19 protein-coding genes are annotated in these 18893 nt (G+C 76.0%); 6 read left to right on the top strand and 13 right to left on the bottom strand.

All coding sequences use genetic code 11. The features are described from left to right. Positions 1-99: 99 nt before the first annotated feature. Positions 100-528, bottom strand: a complete 429-nt coding sequence (locus BM414_RS20790) for a protein-tyrosine phosphatase family protein (protein ID WP_093582642.1) — start codon at positions 526-528, stop codon at positions 100-102. 93 nt (positions 529-621) lie between these two features. Between BM414_RS20790 and BM414_RS20785 the strand changes: the two genes are divergently transcribed. After that, entirely contained in the window at positions 622-1035 is a 414-nt protein-coding gene (locus tag BM414_RS20785) for an acyl-CoA thioesterase (protein WP_175551714.1), read from the top strand. A gap of 9 nt (positions 1036-1044) precedes the next feature. On the opposite strand, the gene BM414_RS20780 is transcribed toward BM414_RS20785, so the two are convergent. After that, positions 1045-1488 (bottom strand): YccF domain-containing protein, encoded by a 444-nt coding sequence (locus BM414_RS20780; RefSeq protein ID WP_093582638.1) that lies wholly within the window; start codon positions 1486-1488, stop codon positions 1045-1047. A 118-nt stretch (positions 1489-1606) separates the two neighbouring features. On the opposite strand from BM414_RS20780, the gene BM414_RS20775 reads away from it, so the two are divergent. Continuing rightward, positions 1607-2725 carry a class I SAM-dependent methyltransferase gene (locus BM414_RS20775; RefSeq protein ID WP_093582556.1) on the top strand — a complete coding sequence of 373 codons (1119 nt, stop codon included), beginning with the start codon at positions 1607-1609 and terminating at the stop codon, positions 2723-2725. Between the two features lie 7 nt (positions 2726-2732). Here BM414_RS20775 and BM414_RS20770 read toward each other — a convergent pair whose 3' ends face one another. Genes BM414_RS20770 through BM414_RS20755 form a run of 4 tightly spaced genes read right to left on the bottom strand, consistent with a single transcriptional unit; the run spans position 2733 to position 5240 of the window. Then, entirely contained in the window at positions 2733-3260 is a 528-nt protein-coding gene (locus BM414_RS20770; protein ID WP_093582554.1) for an MOSC domain-containing protein, read from the bottom strand. A 17-nt stretch (positions 3261-3277) separates the two neighbouring features. Then, complete coding sequence (locus BM414_RS20765) at positions 3278-3943, bottom strand: energy-coupling factor transporter transmembrane component T (protein ID WP_093582552.1); 666 nt, start codon at positions 3941-3943, stop codon at positions 3278-3280. After that, positions 3940-4680: an energy-coupling factor ABC transporter ATP-binding protein gene (locus BM414_RS20760; protein ID WP_093582550.1), complete on the bottom strand. Its 741-nt coding sequence runs from the start codon at positions 4678-4680 to the stop codon at positions 3940-3942. Before BM414_RS20760 ends, BM414_RS20765 begins: the two co-directional genes overlap by 4 nt. Then, complete coding sequence (locus BM414_RS20755; RefSeq protein ID WP_093582548.1) at positions 4677-5240, bottom strand: biotin transporter BioY; 564 nt, start codon at positions 5238-5240, stop codon at positions 4677-4679. The genes BM414_RS20760 and BM414_RS20755 overlap by 4 nt, the downstream gene beginning before the upstream one ends. A gap of 537 nt (positions 5241-5777) precedes the next feature. On the opposite strand from BM414_RS20755, the gene BM414_RS20750 reads away from it, so the two are divergent. Beyond that, on the top strand, positions 5778-6146 hold the full coding sequence (locus tag BM414_RS20750; protein ID WP_093582636.1) for a hypothetical protein: 369 nt from the start codon (positions 5778-5780) through the stop codon (positions 6144-6146). A 125-nt stretch (positions 6147-6271) separates the two neighbouring features. Here the strand turns inward: BM414_RS20750 and BM414_RS20745 are convergent, their stop codons facing one another. The 6 genes from BM414_RS20745 to BM414_RS20720 all read right to left on the bottom strand — a co-directional run bounded on the left by BM414_RS20745 (position 6272) and on the right by BM414_RS20720 (position 14477). Beyond that, positions 6272-7819, bottom strand: a complete 1548-nt coding sequence (locus tag BM414_RS20745; RefSeq protein WP_093582546.1) for an ATP-binding cassette domain-containing protein — start codon at positions 7817-7819, stop codon at positions 6272-6274. A gap of 148 nt (positions 7820-7967) precedes the next feature. After that, a complete protein-coding gene (locus BM414_RS20740) occupies positions 7968-9560 on the bottom strand; it encodes a glycoside hydrolase family 13 protein (protein WP_245784876.1) in 1593 nt (530 codons plus the stop codon). A 93-nt stretch (positions 9561-9653) separates the two neighbouring features. Next, positions 9654-10052, bottom strand: a complete 399-nt coding sequence (locus tag BM414_RS20735; protein ID WP_093582542.1) for a globin — start codon at positions 10050-10052, stop codon at positions 9654-9656. Next, on the bottom strand, positions 10049-11329 hold the full coding sequence (locus BM414_RS20730; RefSeq protein WP_093582540.1) for an MFS transporter: 1281 nt from the start codon (positions 11327-11329) through the stop codon (positions 10049-10051). The genes BM414_RS20735 and BM414_RS20730 overlap by 4 nt, the downstream gene beginning before the upstream one ends. Continuing rightward, positions 11326-12357 (bottom strand): mechanosensitive ion channel family protein, encoded by a 1032-nt coding sequence (locus BM414_RS20725; RefSeq protein WP_093582539.1) that lies wholly within the window; start codon positions 12355-12357, stop codon positions 11326-11328. Before BM414_RS20725 ends, BM414_RS20730 begins: the two co-directional genes overlap by 4 nt. A 32-nt stretch (positions 12358-12389) precedes the next feature. Next, positions 12390-14477 carry a prolyl oligopeptidase family serine peptidase gene (locus tag BM414_RS20720; protein WP_093582634.1) on the bottom strand — a complete coding sequence of 696 codons (2088 nt, stop codon included), beginning with the start codon at positions 14475-14477 and terminating at the stop codon, positions 12390-12392. A gap of 201 nt (positions 14478-14678) precedes the next feature. Between BM414_RS20720 and BM414_RS20715 the strand changes: the two genes are divergently transcribed. Both BM414_RS20715 and BM414_RS20710 read left to right on the top strand, forming a co-directional pair. Continuing rightward, entirely contained in the window at positions 14679-15206 is a 528-nt protein-coding gene (locus BM414_RS20715; RefSeq protein WP_245784875.1) for an HNH endonuclease, read from the top strand. Continuing rightward, positions 15203-16066, top strand: a complete 864-nt coding sequence (locus BM414_RS20710; RefSeq protein WP_093582535.1) for an SCO6745 family protein — start codon at positions 15203-15205, stop codon at positions 16064-16066. The genes BM414_RS20715 and BM414_RS20710 overlap by 4 nt, the downstream gene beginning before the upstream one ends. Positions 16067-16131: 65 nt before the next feature. Here BM414_RS20710 and kynU read toward each other — a convergent pair whose 3' ends face one another. Next, positions 16132-17400: a kynureninase gene (gene kynU, locus BM414_RS20705; RefSeq protein ID WP_245784874.1), complete on the bottom strand. Its 1269-nt coding sequence runs from the start codon at positions 17398-17400 to the stop codon at positions 16132-16134. 37 nt (positions 17401-17437) lie between these two features. Between kynU and BM414_RS20700 the strand changes: the two genes are divergently transcribed. After that, on the top strand, positions 17438-18877 hold the full coding sequence (locus BM414_RS20700) for an amidase (protein ID WP_093582533.1): 1440 nt from the start codon (positions 17438-17440) through the stop codon (positions 18875-18877). Positions 18878-18893 lie beyond the last annotated feature (16 nt).

Below are 18893 nucleotides of genomic sequence, written 5' to 3'. Positions count from 1 at the left end.
CCCCCTCCCGAGGCTCGGCCCGAGCATGCGAGGGCTGAGGAGGAGGGGGTCCTTACACGGCCGGCCGGAGCAGCGCTGCTCCGGCCGGCCGGCGGTGTCTCAGGGCGGGAACGCGGCCACGAGCCGTGCCTGCCTCCGCGTCTCGACGGCACGGGACCGGTAGTGCCGGCGCACGAAGGCGACCGCCTCACCGGCGGGGACACCGTCCAGGACGGCCAGGCACGCGAGGGCCGTCCCCGTGCGGCCGGTGCCACCGCTGCAGGCGATCTCGACCCGCTCGGTGAGCGACCGTTCCCACGCCTCGCCCAGAGCCGCCCGCAGGTCCGGCAGCGACGCCGGCAGCCGGAAGTCGGGCCAGCGCACCCAGCGGCTCTCCCAGTCGAGAGGACCCGGCAGCCGGCCCAGGAGGTACACGCCGAAGCGGGGGAGCGGCCCTCCGGGCAGTCCGTCGCGGAGCCCCCGTCCCCGCACGCGGCGGCCGGAGGGCAGCACCAGGACCCCCGGAGCCCCGGCGTCCCACACGTCCACGGCCGGACCGTAGGCCCGCCGCACGTCCGTGTGCGTCCCTCACGCCGCGGGCCGGTCGACGTCCGCGGCCCGCGTGCGGCAGGGTGTCGCACCGTGCGGTACACGGTGCAGGTCCCCATGCGCTGGTCGGACATGGACGCCTACGGCCACGTCAACAACGTCGTGTACCTGCAGTACTTCGAGATGGCGCGCGTCGCGCTGTTCTTCGAGCGCGCCTCACTGGAGGAGCGCACCGGACTGCGTCGCGGCACGGTCGTGGCCGCCCACGAGATCGCCTACAAGCTGCCCGTCGTCTACTCGTCCCGCCCGCTGGACGTGCAGATCTGGGTGTCGGGCATCCGGGCGGCGGCCTTCACCTGCCACTACGAGGTCTTCGACCACGAGAAGCTGGCGGTCACCGGCAGCACGCTGCTGGTGCCCTTCGACTTCTCGATCGAGCGCCCGCGCCGGCTCTCCCCGGACGAGAAGGAGTTCCTCGCCCGCTGGCTCGACGAGCCGGGGGACTGACGCCCGCCCTCACCAGCGGGCCGGCGCCCCCTGCACCACGCCGCTGCCGGCGTGCATCCAGTCGCGCGGGGGAGCGGTCTCGACCACCCGCTTGCCCAGCGGGAACAGGCCCACGGCGGCCAGCTTGAACGAGGCGATCCCGAACGGGATGCCGACGATCGTCACGCAGAACGCGACCCCGGCGGCCACGTGCACCAGCGCCAGCCACCAGCCGGCCACCAGGAACCACACCAGGTTGCCCAGCGCCGAGGCGACGCCCGCGCCGGGTGCCCGCACGGTCGTCCGCCCGAACGGCCAGACGACGAAGCCGGCCAGCCGGAACGCGGCGATGCCGAACGGGATGGTCACCACCAGCAGGCAGGCCAGCACGCCGGCGAGCGCGTAGGCCAGCGCGAGCAGCCAGCCGTGCAGCACGAGCCAGACCAGGTTGAGCAGCGTCCGGAGGGTGTCCACGGACAGACCACGGACCGGGGCGCCGCCGGGTTCCGCGGTGGGGCCGCCGGGACCAGGATCGGCCGCGCCGGCGCGGTCGGCCGACCGGCCGGGGCCACCCGAGAGGAGCAGGTCCGCGATGACCACCGACACCCGCGCACCCGACACCGACGACGCCGGGCCCGCCGCCACCGAGGCCCTGGCCGGGCGCCTGTTCCAGACCGTGCTCGCCGTCCTGGACGCGCAGGCCGTGTACCTCGGCGACCACCTCGGCTACTACCGCGACCTCGCCGCGCACGGCGCGTCCACCTCCACCGAGGTGGCCGGCCGCACCGGGACGGCCGAGCGCTACGTCCGCGAGTGGCTCGAGCAGCAGGCGGTCACCGGCATCCTCACCGCCGAGGACGACCCCGCCCGCCCCGGGGACGCCCGGGCCCGCCGCTTCACGCTGCCCCGCGGGCACGAGGCGCCACTCCTCGACGTCCTCAGCGCCGACCACCTGGTGCCGCTGGTCCGGTTCGCGGTGGCGGCCGGGCGGCAGGTCGACGCGCTCGCCGAGGCGCACCGGACCGGCGGCGGCGTCTCGTGGGCCCAGCAGGGCACCGAGGTGCGCGAGGCGCAGGCCGCGGCCAACCGCTCCCTGTTCCTCGGCCGCCTGGGCAGCACCCTCCTGCCGTCGATCCCCGACGTCGACGCGGCCCTGCGGCGCGGCGGCCGGGTCGCCGACGTCGGCTGCGGCTACGGCTGGTCGTCCATCGGCATCGCGCAGGCCTACCCGGCGGCGACCGTCGACGGCTACGACGTCGACGAGCCCTCGGTGCAGGCGGCCCGCCGCAACGCCGCCGAGGCCGGCGTCGCCGACCGGGTGCACCACCACCTCGCCGACGCCGCCACGGTGGACGACGCGGCGGGCTACGACCTGGTGACGGCGTTCGAGTGCATCCACGACCTGTCCGACCCGGTGTCGGTGCTGGCTGCCATGCGACGGCTGGTCCGCCCCGGCGGGACGGTGCTCGTCGTCGACGAGCGCGTGGCCGAGGAGTTCACCGCCCCCGGCGACGAGGTGGAGCGGCTGATGTACGGCTACAGCCTGGCCTGCTGCCTGGCCGACGGCCTCTCCCACCAGCCGTCGGCGGCCACCGGGACGGTCATGCGCCCCGGCACGCTCCGCCGCTACGCCCGGGAGGCGGGCTTCGCCGACGTCGAGGTCCTCGACCTCCCGGACGACTTCCTCCGCTTCTACCGCCTCGTCGGCTGAGTCCTCCTCAGCCTGCGACGAGGCGGGGTACCGGCCGGTCCGCGCCGGTCGGTGCCCCGCGCCGGGCGGCCTCCTCCTCGGACACCGCCCGCACGACCGCGCCCTCGGCGACCTCGCCGCCCGCGAACACCGCCGCGTTGATGCCGCCGCGGTGCACCATCGCCTTGACCAGCCGCGCGCCGGTGAGCCGCTCGAGGTGGGCGCACGGCGGGCAGCGCTTCACGCCGAACAGCAGCGCGTCGCCGACGGCGAACCACCGGCCCACCAGCGCGGGCAGGTCGATGCCGGCGGTCACCAGGTTGCGGCGGGTGTCGCCGGGCGTCAGCGGCACGCCGGCCTCCGCCGCGACCGCCGCGACGTCGGCGCCGTCGATGAGCGTCAGCTGCTTCTCCAGATCGGGGTACCGCGCCCAGGTGCCACCGCCGAGGGCGTAGCGGTCGCCCTCCAGCCCCTGTCCGGCGACCAGCCGCGCGGAGGGCACCCGCCGCATCGGCGCGGCGGCCGTCGGGGTCAGCCAGATCTCGACGACGGTCATCGTGGGACCTCCAGGGGTCATCGTGGGACCTCCACGGCGGGGGAGCGCCGGCGGCGGCGCGGGGGCGGGACGTCGTCGGCGCCGCGGGCGTCGAGCGCCTCGCTGACGTCGTGGGCCATCTGCAGCACCTGCACGAGCAGCGGCGCGATCGTCGTCCGCAGCGCGCGCACGCCGCGCGGGGACCCGCCGCGGGCGGCCTGCGCCTCGCGGATCCGGTCGGCGCGCTCGATCAGCACCGGGATGAACCGCAGCGCCATGGTGATCGCCAGGCCCACGCGCGCCGGCCGGACGCCGACCAGCCGCAGCGGCGCACTCAGCCACTCGACCACCGCGACCATCTCGCTGACCCGCGTCGTCGCCGTCACCACGGCCGCCGCCAGCACCAGCGTCAGCAGCCGCAGCGCCACGTGCGCGCCGGTGCGCGGGTCCGTGGTCAGCGCGTGGACGACGAGCAGGGCCAGCAGCCACCACCGGACCGCCCGCGCCTGCCGGGCCAGCACCGCCACCGGCAGCCGGGCGACGAGCAGCCCGACGGCCAGCGTCCCGAGCAGCGCCGCGCCGGCCGCGGTCAGCGTGGGCAGCACGAACAGCGCGACGGCCAGCACCGCGAGGGCGAGCAGCTTGGCGCCGGCCGGCAGCCGGTGGACGACGCTGGCCCGGGGAACGTACAGCGCGAGGGTCACCGGCCGGCCATCAGCGCGCGGTAGGCGGCCACGGCCGGGCCGGGGGCGGCGTCCTGGACCACGCGGCCGCGGTCGACGACGAGCACCCGGTCGAAGCCGTCGAGCAGGTCCAGCTGGTGGGTCACGACGACGACCTGCTGCTCGAGCCCGGCGATCAGCTCGGCGACCCGGCGGGCGTTGACCAGGTCCAGCAGCGTCGTCGGCTCGTCGAACACGATGCGGGCCGGGCGCATCACCAGCACGCCGGCGATGGCCAGCAGCTGCTTCTGCCCACCGGAGAGCAGGTGCGCGGGGTGGTCGGCGTGCTCGGCCAGCCCGTAGCGCTGCAGCACCTCGGCGACGCGGGCCGCGCGCTCGTCCGGCGGCACGCCCTGGTTCTCGAGGCCGTAGGCGACGTCCTCGGCCACCGTGGGCAGCACGATCTGCGCGTCGGGGTCCTGGAACACGAAGCCGACCCGGCGCCGCACCGCGCGCACCTGGGTGCGGGTGTCCAGCCCGTCGACGAGCACCCGCCCCTCCGACGGCACGACCAAGCCGTTGAGCAGCCGGGCGAAGGTGCTCTTGCCCGACCCGTTGGCGCCGACCACGCCGATCCGCGCCTCGGTCAGGGTGAGGTCGAGGCCGTCGAGGACCTCCCGGTCGCCGTAGCGGTGGGAGACCCCGCGCAGCTCGATGCCGCGCCCCGGGTCCGCGACGTCGTCCGCGGCGGGCGCCGGACCGGGACGGCGGAACCTCACCGGCTGCCGGCGGTCCGGCGGGGACGGTCGATGACGGGGTAGCTGCGCCGCACGACGTCGGCGATGGCCGCCGCGACCACGGCCTTGAACAGGTCGCCGGGGACGAACACGGCGGCGCCGGTCCAGAACGCGGGGCCCCACGCCAGGCCGGTGACCGCCTTGAGGACCGGGACGCCGATCGCGTAGATGACGACGATGCCGCCCACGACGTTGAACAGCGTGCCGCGCAGGACGTCGTAGCGGTCCCAGGAGCGCTCGGTCAGCCAGCCGACGACGAAGGCGGCCAGCGGCCAGCTGTAGAGGTAGCCGGCCGAGGCGCCGGCGAAGGGGGCCAGGCCTCCCGCCCCGCTGGCCAGCAGGGGCAGGCCGACGGCCACGAGCACGAGGAAGAGCAGCACCGCGAGGAACCCGCGGCGGGCGCCGAGGACGCTGCCGGCCAGCATCACGCCGAGGGTCTGGGCGGTGATCGGCACCGGGCCGACGTTGATCGCCGGCAGGGTCCCCAGCACCGCGATGATGGCGGCGAAGAGGGCGACGTAGGCGAGGTCCCGGGTCTTCACGGTGACTCCTTGCGAGAGGCAGCGGGCGGGCCCGCGCGGTCCCGCGGAAGGTACCGGAGGGGCGGGGGAGACCGGTCCGGCGGCCCCGCCGGACGGTTGCCGTCGGTGGCGGCGCGCTCACCTGCAGATACGTCTGCCGGTTTGCCCGGCCTGCCGGGGACGTGTTGTCTGGGGTCGCTGAGGCCTTCGGCGGACGCGCGAACAGGGCGGGACTGGACCATGGCAACCGGGTGGTGGGCGTCGCTGTGGCAGTGGGGGCGCCACGAGCCACAGGAGCTCCCGTGGCAGCAGTCGCGGGTGCCGGAGCACCGGCCCGCCCCCGCCCCGCCGGCCGCCGTCGACGACGACGCGGTCCCGCCGCAGGTCCCGCACCCGGTCCCGGCTCCGGCCGGGCCGGCGGACGACGCCCCGGCGGCCCCGCCGCCGGTGAGCGTCGTGCCTCCCCAGACGTCCGGTCCGTCCGGCCGAGCCGGGTCTCCCGACCCGGTGCGCAGCACTCCGCTGCGTCCCCCTCTCGAGACGACAGGAGCCCCATCCGTGGCAACGCTCGACAACGTGATCGCCGACCTGCTCGCGATCGAGGGCGCCAACGGCGCCGCGATCGTGGACATCGACAGCGGCATGGCCCTCGCGGCCGGTGGCACCCCCGGCTTCGACCTCAACGTGGCCGCCGCCGGCAACTCCAACGTGGTGCGCGCCAAGCTGCGCACCATCAGCGACCTCGAGCTCAAGGACGAGGTCGAGGACATCCTCATCACGCTGGGCAGCCAGTACCACCTGATCAACGTGCTCAAGGGCCAGGGCAACTCCGGCCTGTTCATCTACCTGGTGCTCAACCGCGTGACCGCCAACCTGGCGCTCGCGCGGCACAAGCTGCGGGCGGTCGCCTCCCACGTCGCCGTCTGAGCGGGCGCCTCTGAGCAGGCGGGCCGGCACCCGACCCGGACGGGGGGTCGGGGAGGGTGCCGGCCCCGGCCCTGTCCCGGGTCCCGCCCTGAGCCTGCGAAGGGCGGGGAGGACGGGGTCCTTCTTCAGGCAGCCGCGGTGGCGGCCTCGACGATGCGCTCGCGCACCGCGTCGACGGCGAGCTCGCCGGTGTCGATCCACCGCGCCACCCGGCCGTCGGCCACGATCCCGACGCGGTCGCAGCACTCGGCCAGCTCGTCGGGGTCCACCGAGACCACGACCACCGAGGTCCCGTGGCCGGTCGCCTCGTCGAGCAGCCGGCGGACCTGCCGGCGGGCCCGGACGTCGAGGCCCCGGGTCGGCTCGTGCAGGACGACGACGTCGCGTGGCGAGGCCGTCATCCACCGGGCGAGGGCGAGCTTGTGCTGGTCGCCGCCGGACAGCGCGCCGAAGACGGTGCGGATGCTCATCGTCTTGACGTCCATCTCGTGCACGGTCCGGATGACCCCGCGCAGGGTGGCGATCTCCTTGCGCAGGTCGGTGAGCGAACCCCAGGCCTCCTGGGTGAGCGTCCGGGCGATCGTCTCGCCGGGGTCGACCCCGTAGGCGTCCTCGTCGGGCCGGTACACCGGCAGCGCGAGCGAGCCGTCGTCGGTGCACCCCAGCGAGCGCTGCTCGCCGTGCAGCAGGAGCTCGTCGGTGATGGCCGGCAGCTCGCCGGACAGGGCGCCGGCGATCTCGCGGACGCCGGAGGAGCGGTGCCCGGTCAGCCCGATCACCTCGCCGCGGCGCAGCAGCAGGTCCACGCCCTCGACCGCGCCGGGCACCCGCAGGTTGCGGACCCGCAGCGCGACCTCGTCGGAGGCGGCCAGCCGCGGCGTGGTGCGCGCCGGGACGTCCTGCGCCTGCGCCGACACCGGGACTGGCGCCGGGACCGACGCGATCCGCGGCGCCGGCGGCGTCACGGGCTCGCCCACGGTCTCCGCGGCCAGCCGGACCGGGTCCATCTCCGCGGCCCGGGAGTCCAGGGCGATCCGGCCGTCGCGCAGCACCAGCACGCGGTCGACGACCTCGAGCATCTCCGGCAGCCGGTGGCTGATGTAGAGCACGCCGCGGCCCTGCCGGCTCAGCCGGGCGGCGACCGCGTGCAGGCTGGTGACCTCCGAGGGCAGCAGCGGCGCGGAGACCTCGTCGAGCACGACCATCCGGGTGTCCTCGGCGAGCACGCGGGCGGTCTCGACCAGGCCGTGCACGAAGTGCGGCAGCTCGCCGACCAGCGTGTCGGGGTCGACGTCGAGCGCCACCTCGGCGAGCAGCACCCGGGCCTGCCGCCGGAGCTCCTCCTGCGGGCGTCCGGCCTGCGCCGTGCCGCGGAAGACGGCCTGCGCGACGGTGAGCCCCGGGTCGATGTGCACGAGTTGCTGGACGACGCCGACGCCGAGGTGGCGGGCGTCCTCCGCCGACAGCGGCGCGTACGGGTGGCCCTGCAGCGTCATGGCCCCGGAGTCGGCCGCGGTGATGCCGGCAACGACGTCCCCGAGGGTGGACTTGCCGGCGCCGTTGGTGCCGACCAGTCCGACGATCTCGCCCTCGTCGAGGGCGAAGGAGACGTCTCGCAGGACGCGCCGGGCCCCGAACGACTTCGTCAGCCCCTCGACCTGCAGCAGCGCCATGGGCGGGCGAGCCTCCCCCGAGATGGGTCCCCGACGACGGGTCGGTCGACCGTGTGGAGCGTCCCCCGTGACGCCTCGTTACGACTCGGATGCTACCCGCGTCCGGATTCGGCGCCTCCTGAACGCAGGGACCCCGGGCTCTCCGGGACTACGCCTGCAGCCACACCGCCGCGTCGGCCGGCAGGGTGCCGCCGGCGACGTCGTCGCTGGCCAGCAGGACCCGTCCCTCGGGCAGCGGGACGGCCTCCGGGGACGGGTTGAGCAGGCACACCAGGCCGCCCGGACGGCGGAACGCCAGGCAGCCCTCGGGCGCCGGGAGCCACTCCAGCGACTCGCCGGAGAACGCCGGCGAGGAGGCCCGCAGGGCCAGCGCGGCCCGGTACAGGGACAGCATCGACGACGGGTCGGCGGCCTGGGCCCGAGCGGTCAGCGGCCCCCAGCCCCCGGGCATCGGCAGCCAGGTGTCGCGCTGCGACGAGAAGCCGTAGGACGGCTCGGTGCCCGACCACGGCACCGGGACCCGGCAGGCGTCGCGGCCGCGCTCGGTGTGCCCGGAGCGCTCCCAGATCGGGTCCTGCAGGACCTCGTCGGGCAGGTCGACGTCGGGCATGCCGAGCTCGTCGCCGTTGTAGACGTAGGCGGCCCCGGGGAGGGCGAGCTGCAGCAGCGCTGCTGCCCGCGCCCGCCGGGTGCCCAGCTCGCCGCCGCCGTAGCGGGTGACGTGCCGGGGCCGGTCGTGGTTGGACAGCACCCAGCAGGCGGGTGCCGGCACGCCGGCGACGGTGGCCAGCGAGTGCACGACGGCGTCGCGCAGGCCGTCGACGGTCCAGTCGGCGGTCAACAGCTTGAAGTTGAAGGCCAGCTGCAGCTCGTCGGGGCGCAGGTAGTCGGCGAGCCGGTCGTCGTCGGACACCCAGACCTCGCCGACGGCCATCGTGCCGGGGTGGGCGTCGAGGACGGCGCGGACCCGCCGGTGCACGTCGTGCACGCCCGGCTGGTCGAACCGCAGGTCGCCGGGGCCGTGGTCGTCGAGCAGGCCGGTGTCCTCCATCGGCTGCATGTCCGGGAGGCCCTCGGGCTTGGCCATCCCGTGTGCGACGTCGATGCGGAAGCCGTCGACCCCGCGGTCGAGCCAGAAGCGCATCGTCGTCTCGAGGTCGGCGAGCACCTCGGGGTCGGTGAAGTCCAGGTCGGGCTGCTCCGGTGCGAAGAGGTGCAGGTACCACTGCCCGTCGGGCACCCGCGACCACGCCGGCCCGCCGAAGACCGAGGGCCAGTTGTTCGGCGCCTGCGACCCGTCGGGGCCGCGGCCGTCGCGGAAGAGGTAGCGGGCGCGGGCGGCGGAGCCGGGCGGGGAGGCCAGTGCCTCGGCGAACCACGCGTGCCGGTCGGAGGTGTGGTTGGGGACGAGGTCGACGGTCACCCGGATGCCGGCGGCGTGCGCCTCGGCCAGCAGCGCGTCGAACTCCGCGAGGTCGCCGAAGACCGGCTCGACGTCGCGCGGGTCGGCGACGTCGTAGCCGTGGTCGGCCATCGGCGAGGGGTAGAAGGGCGTGATCCACAGCGCGTCGACGCCGAGGTCGACCAGGTGCGGCAGCCGGGCGCGGATGCCGGCGAGGTCACCGACGCCGTCGCCGCTGCCGTCGGCGAAGCTGCGGATGTAGACCTGGTAGAAGACCGCGTCGCGCCACCAGTCGGCGTCGGTGCGGCGGAACGGGCGGGCAGGGGTGAGGGAACTCACCGGGCTCCTAGGTGACATGAGGGAACGGCCCCCTCGCAGGGCCCCGCCGCGAGGGGCGAGGGGCGGGGGGCGAGGGGGTCCTTCGGGGGGTCCTCACCGGTTCTGCATGCTGTGGGCGGCCATCGTCAGGTAGGCCCACAGGGTGTCGTCCTGCTCGTCGTCGAGCTCGAGGCTGTCGACGGCGTCGCGCATGTGCCGCAGCCACGCGTCTCGCTCGGCCTCGCCGATCGCGAAGGGGGCGTGCCGCATCCGCAGGCGCGGGTGGCCGCGCTCCTGCGAGTACGTGGTCGGGCCGCCCCAGTACTGCGCGAGGAAGCGGCGCAGACGGGTCTCGGCGCCCTCCCAGTCGTCCTGGGGGTAGAGCGGCGCGAGCACCGGGTCGGCCTTGACGCCGGCGTAGAACCGGGCGACGAGGCGGCGGAAGGTCGGCTCGCCGCCGACCTCGTCGTAGAAGGTCCGTGCCGAGGGCAGGGACCGGCTCGCCTCGCTCATGGCACCGATGGTCCCGCAGCCGGGCTGTCCTGCGCCACGGCGCCCCTCGTCCGCCCGTAGGCGAGCAGCGGCGGCACGACCGCGACCAGGCCGATCCCGCCGGCCAGCGCCACGACGGCGCTCGGCGCGAGCCCCTCCGCGGCCAGCCCGGCGGCCAGCGCCCCGACGCCCTGGATGCCGTAGAGCCCGCTGACCGCGACGCCGAAGGCGCGTCCCCGGTAGGCCGGCGGCACCGCCTGCACGAAGGCGACGTTGAGCGGGATGCTCCACGAGGCGCCGAGCCCGGACACGAACAGCAGAACGACCACGAGCGCGTAGGCGCCCCGGCCGGGGCCCGCGCTCATCACCACGAGCCCGGCCAGCAGCACCGGCGCCAGCGACAGGCCGACCAGCAGCGGCATCAGCCGGTCGCTGCGCGCCGTCCCCAGCAGCCGGGCGAGCACCAGGCCGCCGACGGTCGTCCCGAGGGGCTGGGCCGCGAGCAGCACGCCGACCTGGACGGCCCGCTCGCCGAGCTCGTCGGTGAGCGGGGCGGCGATGCCCTCGGCGGCGTTGGCGAACAGGGTGCCCACCCACAGCAGGGCGATGATGGCCAGCAGCCGCGGGCTGCCGCCGATCAGCCGCAGGCCCTCGCCGGCCTCCCGCCACACCGACGCGGGCTCCGCGACGCCCTCGGTCGGCGCCGGACGCCGCTGCAGCCCGACGGTGAGCCAGACGGCGGAGACGGCGAAGGTGGCCGCGTCGGCCAGCAGCACGGCCGAGGGACTGAGCACGGTGACCAGCCCGCCCGCGGCGAGGAACCCGACGACCTGGGACATCTGCAGGCTGACGTTGGTCAGGGAGGTGGCGACGGCGTACCGCTCGCCCTCCAGGACGTCGGCCATGAGCGCCGCGCGGGCCGACTCGAAGGGCGGCGCGAACAGCGAGACGAGTAACAGCAGCGCCAGCAGGACGGGCAGCGGCGTCCCGGGGACCGCCATGCCGGCGACCAGGGCGGCGCGGACGACGTCGCTGGTGATCAGCACCCGGTGCCGCGGGAAGCGGTCGGCGATCGTGGCGAGCACCGGCCCGCCCAGCGCCCACGGCAGGAAGCCGAGCGCGAAGGTGAACGCCGCCAGCAGTGGTGAGTCGGTGCGCTGGTAGACGAGGACGGTGAGCGCGACCCGCGCGAGCTCGTCGCCGATGGTCGACAGCGTGTAGGTGCCGAACAGCGGGCGGAACTCGCGGACGGCGAAGACCTCGCGGAAGGTCGCCGGCCGGCCGTCCCCGGTGGTCATCGGGCGCCGTTGCCCGCAGCGCCGGAGGAAGCGCCGATCAGCGGGGGTGGCGTCCTGATGCCCTCGGCGACGAAGCGCTCCTTGAGCCGCATGCGCAGCTCCCGGCCGACCCGCCACTGGTCGGCGTTGGTGGTGCGCACCTGCACCCGCATGAAGACGCCCTCGGCGGTGATCTGCTCGACGCCGAGGGACTCCGGCTCGGCCAGCAGCACCGCCGACCAGTCCTCCTCGGCGTACACGCGGTCGGCCACCTCCTGCATGACCCGGCGGCAGCGCTCGAGGTCGGTGTCGTGCGCGACGGGCATGTCGATGACCACCTGGGCGTAGCCCTGGCTCTTGTTGCCCACGCGCAGGATCTCGCCGTTGCGGGCGTACCAGACGACGCCGTTGACGTCGCGCAGCCGGGTGATCCGCAGGCCCACCGCCTCGACGGTGCCGCTGGCCTCGCCGAGGTCGACGACGTCGCCGACGCCGTACTGGTCCTCGAGGATGATCCCGATCCCGGCGATGAAGTCCTTGATCAGGTTCTGCGCGCCGAAGCCGAGCGCGACGCCGACGACGCCGGCGCTGGCCACGATCGGCGCCAGGTTGAGGCCCAGCTCGCCGAGCACCAGCACGACGGCGATGCCCATGACGACGAACGACGCGACGCTGCGCAGCACCGACCCGATCGCCTCGGCGCGCTGGGTGCGCCGGGCGGCGACCTGCTCGAGCGGGTCGGTGCCGCCGGCGGCGGCGCGGTTGCGCAGCGGCCGCAGGATCGTGGGCATCGCGCCGGTGGCGGTGCGGTCGGTCAGCCGCCGGATCGCCCGGTGCAGCAGCATCCGGACGACGGCGGCCACCACGACCACCAGCAGGATCTTCGCGGGTTTCTCGATCAGCGCTTCGGCGTTGGTGGCCAGCCAGCCCAGGCCGGACAGCTCGTAGACCTTGGCGCACAGGGTGGTGGGATCGGTCAGGCACGCGGGGGCGGCGTCGCCGAGGCCGCTGTCGGCGGCGGCGATCATCACGGAGGGTGGAGCGGTCATCACTCTCCATGGTGTCAGGTCGGGACGGCGGATCAGGAGGGCGGCGCGCCCCAACCGGACAGACCGGTGGCCGCGGCGAGGAAGGCCAGCTGGTCGGCGGCCAGGCCGACGGTGCGGCTGACCGCCCGGGCGCCGTGGCCGACCGACGTCTCCCGCCGCAGGACGACGGGCGCCTCCGCGCTCGTCGCCGCCTGCAGCGCGGCGGCGAGCTTGCGGGCGTGCAGCGGGTCCACGCGGGTGTCGGACTCGAAGGTCGTGAACAGCGTCGCCGGGTAGGCGGTGCCCTCCCGCACGGCGTGGTACGGCGAGTAGCCCAGCAGCCAGCCGAGCTCGACCGGGTCCTCGGCGGTGCCGTACTCGTCGTTCCAGGTGCGGCCCAGGCCGAAGCGCTCGTACCGGACCATGTCCAGCAGCGGGGCGCTGCAGACGACGCCGGCGGCGAGGTCGGGCCGCTGGGTGAGGGTGGCGCCCACGAGCAGGCCGCCGTTGGACCCGCCCATCACCGCCAGCTGCCGGTGCGTCGTCCAGCCCTCGGCGACCAGGTGCTCGCCGGCGGCGGCGAAGTCGTCGAAGACGTTCTGCTTCCGCTCGCGCATCCCGGCGCGGTGCCACTCCTCGCCGTGCTCGGAGCCGCCGCGCAGGTTGGCCACCGCCCAGACGCCGCCGGCGGCGACCCACGCCAGCGCCTGCGCCGAGTAGCCCGGCGTCAGCGAGACGTTGAAGCCGCCGTAGCCGTAGAGCACGGTCGGCCGCGGGGTGTCCGGCGTCCCGCTGCCGGAGAGCACGAACAGGTGCACGGGCGTCCCGTCGGGCGAGGTCGCGTGCGTCTCCACGACGGTCATCTCCGGCACCTCGCCGGCCACCGGCGCGCGCTCGTCCTCGGCCAGCGCCCTCGGCTCGGCGGCGTCCCAGCGCAGCACCGACGGCGGGGTCGCGTGGTCGGTGTAGCCCACCCACGCCGTCGTCCCGCCCTCGGGCGGTGCGCTGACGCCGGAGACGCTGCCGGCGCCGAGGCCGGTCACCTCCGCCAGCCGGCCCGAGCCGTCCGCGGCCCACACCGAGAGCCGGTCGGTGGCGTCGACCGAGTGGACGGCGAGCACCTGCAGCGACCCGTCCGCGCCGTCGACCAGCGCGACGTCGGACAGCACGCCGTCGTCGGACTGCGGGACGACGTCGGTCCACGCCTCGACCGGCCAGGTGGCGGGGTCGGCGGGGTCGGCGACGGCCAGCCGCCAGCGCGGGGTGCCGCGGTCGCTCAGCAGCCACAGCCGGCCGTCGCGGGCCACCCAGGCGGCGGTCTGCGCGTCGACGCCGACCTGGAGCTCCCGCAGGTCGCCGTCTCCCGCGAGGTCGGCCAGCCAGACGTCGTCGCGCGGCGCGGTCCCGGCGGAGGCGGACACGGCCAGCCAGCGGCCGTCCGCACTGACCCGGACGCCGTAGTAGTTGGTGGGGTCGAGCCCCTCGCCGTGCACCAGGACGTCGCCGTCGGGGTCGGCCCCGACCCGGTGGCGCCACACCCGGCGGTGGAACTGCTCCTCGCCGGCGGGCACCTGGCCGGGGGGGAGCCGGCGGACGTAGAAGAGCTCCTCGCCGCCGGGCAGCCAGGCGACGGGGGAGTAGCGGCAGCGGTCGACCGGGCCGTCGACCTGCTTCCCCGTGGCGACGTCGAGGACGTACAGCCGCGACTCCTCGTCGCCGCCGGTGGACAGCTGGTAGGCCAGCCGGTCGCCCTCCCACGACGGCGACCAGGCGTCGAGCGTCGTCGTCCCGGCCGGGTCGACCTCCACGGGGTCGACCAGCACCCGGACGGTGCCGTCGGGCTCGCGGACCCGCAGGACGGCGTGCTCCTGGCCGGGGTCGCGGCGGGTGGAGAACGCCCGGCCGCCGCGGTGCACCGGGACGCCGACGGCGCCGGCGTGCACGAGCCGCTCGAGGTGGGCGGCGAGGTCGGCGCGCAGCGGGAGGGCGCCGAGCACCTCGGCGGTGAGGGCGTCCTCTGCGGCGGTCCACGCCTGCGTCCGCGGGTCGCCGGCGTCCTCCAGCCAGCGGTAGGGGTCGGCCACGCGGTGGCCGTGCAGGTCCTCGACCAGGTCGAGCTTCTCGGCGTCGGGGTAGCGCACCCGGACCACCGTAACCGCGGCCGTGGGCTCCCCACGAGCGCCACCGGGCCTGGTCAGGGCACTATGGGCTTGCTCACGGGCCGCCCCGGTACGGCGGTCCGGGGCCTCCGGAGGTGCTCCGTGTCGCGTTCCGCGTCCGGGTCGTCGCCGGCGGGCCACCCAGGTCCGCGGCGCGACCCCGTCCCCGTCCCCCGGCTGCCCGTGCCCTCGTCCGGCACGACGGCCGCCACGCTGCTGCTGAACGCCACCTACGAGCCGCTGTGCGTGGTGTCCAGCCGCCGCGCGATCGTGCTGGTCCTGGCGGACAAGGCGGTCCCGGTCGACGACGCCGCCGAGGTGGTCCACGCCGAGCGCGTGAGCCTGCCGGTGCCCGTGGTCGTGCGCCTGACCCGGTACGTGCGGGTGCCCTACCCGGCCCAGGTCCCGCTGTCGCGGCGCGCGGTGTTCACCCGCGACGGGCAGACCTGCGTCTACTGCGGCAGCTCGGCGACCAGCATCGACCACGTGGTGCCGCGCAGCCGGGGCGGCACGCACACGTGGGACAACGTCGTGGCCGCCTGCCGCCGGTGCAACCACACCAAGGCCGACCGCTCGCTGGCCGAGCTGGGCTGGAAGCTGCCGCACCCGCCGCACACCCCGAGCGGCGCGGCCTGGCGGCTGCTCGGCGCCCGCAGCGTCGACCCGCGCTGGCGCGAGTGGCTCGGCGTGCCGGAGAGTGTCTCGGCATGACCTCGGCCGGCACCGCCCGACGGCTGTGGGCGCTGGGTGAGCCGTACCACGCACTGACGTACTTCTCCGACGAGTCGCGGGCCGCGGCGGAGGCGGCCGGGCTGACCGGCTTCTGGTCGGCCTACTTCGCGATGCGCGCGGCGCCGCTCGGGCCGGTGGGCCCGGAGGTCGTGACGGCGACCTTCGTCAACTTCGCGCCGTCCTTCGTCGCCCGCCGCGTGCCCGCGGTGTGGGACGCGGTGACGCCGGCCGGGGCGCTGGCGGCCCGGCTGGCAGGCGTCGACGCGACGGTGCGCCGGGTGCTGGGGGAGTGGGCGGCCTCGGCCGAGGCGGCGGAGGCCGCGGGGCTGGCGCGGGTCGCCGCCGATGCGGTCGACCTGCCCGGCCGTCCGCTCGCCGCGGCGAACGCGGCGGTGGCCGTCCCCGACGAGCCGCACCTGGCGCTGTGGCAGTCGCTCACCACCCTGCGCGAGCACCGCGGCGACGGGCACACCGTCGCGCTGGTCGGCCGCGAGGTGTCCGGTGTCGGCGCTCACGTGCTGGTGGCCGCGGCGGGGCGGGTGGACCGCGAGTGGCTGCAGAAGGCCCGCGGGTGGGACGACGACGCGTGGGCCGCCGCGTCCGACGAGCTGGCCGGCCGCGGCTGGCTCGACGGCGACGAGCTGTCGGCCGAGGGCCTGGCCATGGTCACCGCGATCGAGACCGACACCGACCGCCTCGCCCTCGCCCCGTGGCGGACCCTCGGTGACCCCCGCTGCGACCGCCTGGCCGAGCTGCTGGTGCCCGTGCGCCGCGCCGTCGTCACCGCCGGGCTGTTCCCCGACCGCAACCCGATCGGCGTCCCCCCCGACGTCACCTAGCCAGGCATAGGAAGCAATACGCACGTATCGGGGCGTGAGACGTGCGCATTGCTTCCTATGCCTCGTCAGGTGACGGGGGCGCGCTCCTCGGGGTAGGCGGCCCAGCCGCCGTCCTCGAGGAGCAGGCGGAAGCGGTCGACGGCGTCCCAGACGTCGACGAACCGGGTGTAGAGCGGCGCGGGCCCGAGGCGGACGCGGTCGGGTGTGCGGAAGTCCGGCACCACCCCGCGGTCGACCAGCGCCTGCGTCAGCTGCCAGGCGTGCGGGTGCGCCAGCGTGACGTGCGACCCGCGGCGGGCGGCGTCGCGGGGGCTGGCCAGCGCCACGCCGTGCGGTGCCAGGTGGGCGTCGGCGAGGTCGACCAGCAGCCCGGTGAGCGCCCGCCCCTTCGCCGCCAGCCGGTCGATGCCCGCCTCGGCCACCAGCCGCGCCCCCACCTCCACCGCGGCGGCCGCGAGCACCGGCGGCGTCCCGGTGGCGAACCGCCCGATGCCCGGCACCGGGTCGTACACCGGCCCCATCGCGAACTGGTCGCGCTGGCCGAACCAGCCCCAGATCGGCTGGCGCAGCGACTCCTGCAGCTCCCCCCGCACGTAGAGGAACGCCGGCGCGCCGGGCCCGCCGTTGAGGTACTTGTACGTGCACCCGACGGCGAGGTCGACCCCGTTGGCGGCCAGGTCCAGCTCCACCGCGCCGGCGGCGTGCGAGAGGTCCCAGACGACGAGCGCGCCGGCGTCGCGGGCCGCCGCCGTCACCGCAGGGACGTCGGCCAGCGCCCCCGACCGGTAGGCCACCGCCGACAGCACGACGACGGCGACCCGCTCGTCCAGCGCGGCGGCCAGGTCGGCGGGGTCGAGACCCTCGTCGACGTCGGCGGGCACCTCGCGCACGGTCATCCCGCGGGCGGCCGCGATGCCGGCGACGACGTAGCGGTCGGTGGGGAAGTCGTCGGCGCAGCAGACCAGCACGTCGCGGCCGGGCCGGGCGTCGGCGGCGGCCACCACCAGCTCGTAGAGGTCGACGGTGGTGGTGTTGGCCATCAGCACCTCACCGGGCCGCGCCCCGAGGACGCCCGTGCCGATGACGTCGCCGACCCGCGTGCCGACGTCGATCCACGACGCCCACGACCCGACCAGCCCGCGGCCCCACTCCTGCTCGGCCACCCGCGCCAGCGCCGCCGGGGTGTCGCGCGGCATGCGGCCCAGCGAGTTGCCGTCGAGGTAGAGCAGGCCGTCCTCGACGCCGGCGAAGCGGTCGCGGAACCCGGCCAGCGGGTCGGCGTCGTCGAGCGCCTCGGCGGCGGCGCGGGTCAGGTCCGTCTGGGCCAGGTGCACGAAGACCTGTCTACCGCGCGGGCTAGCGTCGCCGCCCGTGACCGGGACGCAGCTGCACGAGCTCACCGCGCTGGAGCAGGCGGCCGCCGTCCGGGACCGGACGGTGAGCCCGGTCGAGCTGGTCGAGGCCGCGCTCGCCCGGGTCGAGGCCCTCGACGCCGGCCTCGGCGGCTTCGTCACCGTCACGCCCGAGCGCGCGCTGGCCGCGGCCGCCGACGCCGAGGCCCGGGCGCTGCGCGGCGGGGACCTCCCGCCGCTGCTCGGCGTCCCGACGGCGATCAAGGACCTCAACAACACCGCCGGCGTCCGCACCACCTTCGGCTCCGCGGTCTACGCCGACTTCGTGCCCGGGTTCGACGACGCCGTCGTCACCAAGCTGGCCGCGGCCGGGACGGTCAGCCTCGGCAAGACGAACACACCTGAGTTCGGCTTCCCCTGCTACACCGACAACGACGTCGCCGGCCCCGCCCGCTGCCCGTGGGACCCGACCCGGCTGGCCGGGGGCTCCAGCGGCGGCGCGGCCGTGGCGGTCGCGGCCGGGATGCTGCCGTTCGCGCAGGGCAGCGACGGCGGCGGCTCGATCCGCATCCCGGCCAGCATCAACGGCCTGTTCGGCATCAAGCCCACCCGCGGCCGGGTGAGCAACGCACCGCTGGGCAGCGACGTCACCGGGCTCGGCACCAACGGTCCCCTGGCCCGGACGGTCCGTGACGCCGCCGCGATGCTCGACGCGATGGCCGGCCCGGTCCCCGGCGACACGACGTGGGCGCCGCCCCTGCCGCCCGGCGAGACCTTCCTCGGCTGCGCCGACCGCCCGGTCGGGCGGCTGCGGATCGGCCGGGCACTGGAGTTCCCGCTGCCCGGTGCCGTCCTCGAGCCCGAGGTGGCCGCCGCCCTCGACGACGCCGCCCGGCTGCTCGAGTCGCTCGGGCACGAGGTGGTCGACGTCCCGGGCGGTCTGATCTCCCCTGAGGTGCTGGGCGCCTTCGAGCGGGTGTGGGCGCTGTCGGGGGCGACCCTGGCGGTGCCGGCCGGCCGGGTGGGGGAGCTGCGGCCGCTGACCCGCGAGCTGCGGGCCCGCGGGCTGGCGCTGTCGGCGCAGGCGGCGATGGAGGCGCTCAACGCGCTGAGGAACTTCTCCCGCCGGTACGTGCAGGCCACCGACGGCTTCGACGTCCTGCTCGCCCCCGTGACGACGATGACGCCACGGCCGCTGGGCTGGTTCGACGCCGACGGCGACGGCGCCGCGGACTTCGCGCGGCAGGAGCGCTACGCCGCCTTCACCGCGCTCTACAACGTCACCGGCCAGCCCGCCGTCAGCGTGCCGCTGCACTGGACCGCCGACGGCCTGCCGATCGGCACGATGCTGGTCGGGCGGCCCGCGGACGAGGCCACGCTGATCGCGCTCGCGGCCCAGCTGGAGGAGGCCCGGCCGTGGGCGCACCGACACCCGCCGGGCTGGCACGCCGACGCATGACCGATCACCGCGGGCG

The organism is Geodermatophilus amargosae, assembly GCF_900116515.1.
Classification (GTDB): domain Bacteria; phylum Actinomycetota; class Actinomycetes; order Mycobacteriales; family Geodermatophilaceae; genus Geodermatophilus; species Geodermatophilus amargosae.
The sequence above is the reverse complement of the archived record's forward strand: the minus strand, read 5'-3'. Positions and strand labels throughout refer to the sequence as shown.

Bases quoted from the DNA above. Each gene is read 5' to 3' on its own strand.
- BM414_RS20725 (WP_093582539.1), bottom strand. From the start codon at position 12,357: ATGACCGCTCCACCCTCCGTGATGATCGCCGCCGCCGACAGCGGCCTC.
- BM414_RS20730 (WP_093582540.1), bottom strand. From the start codon at position 11,329: ATGACCACCGGGGACGGCCGGCCGGCGACCTTCCGCGAGGTCTTCGCC.
- BM414_RS20775 (WP_093582556.1), top strand. From the start codon at position 1,607: ATGACCACCGACACCCGCGCACCCGACACCGACGACGCCGGGCCCGCC.
- BM414_RS20770 (WP_093582554.1), bottom strand. From the start codon at position 3,260: ATGACCGTCGTCGAGATCTGGCTGACCCCGACGGCCGCCGCGCCGATG.
- BM414_RS20735 (WP_093582542.1), bottom strand. From the start codon at position 10,052: ATGAGCGAGGCGAGCCGGTCCCTGCCCTCGGCACGGACCTTCTACGAC.
- BM414_RS20745 (WP_093582546.1), bottom strand. From the start codon at position 7,819: ATGGCGCTGCTGCAGGTCGAGGGGCTGACGAAGTCGTTCGGGGCCCGG.
- BM414_RS20710 (WP_093582535.1), top strand. From the start codon at position 15,203: ATGACCTCGGCCGGCACCGCCCGACGGCTGTGGGCGCTGGGTGAGCCG.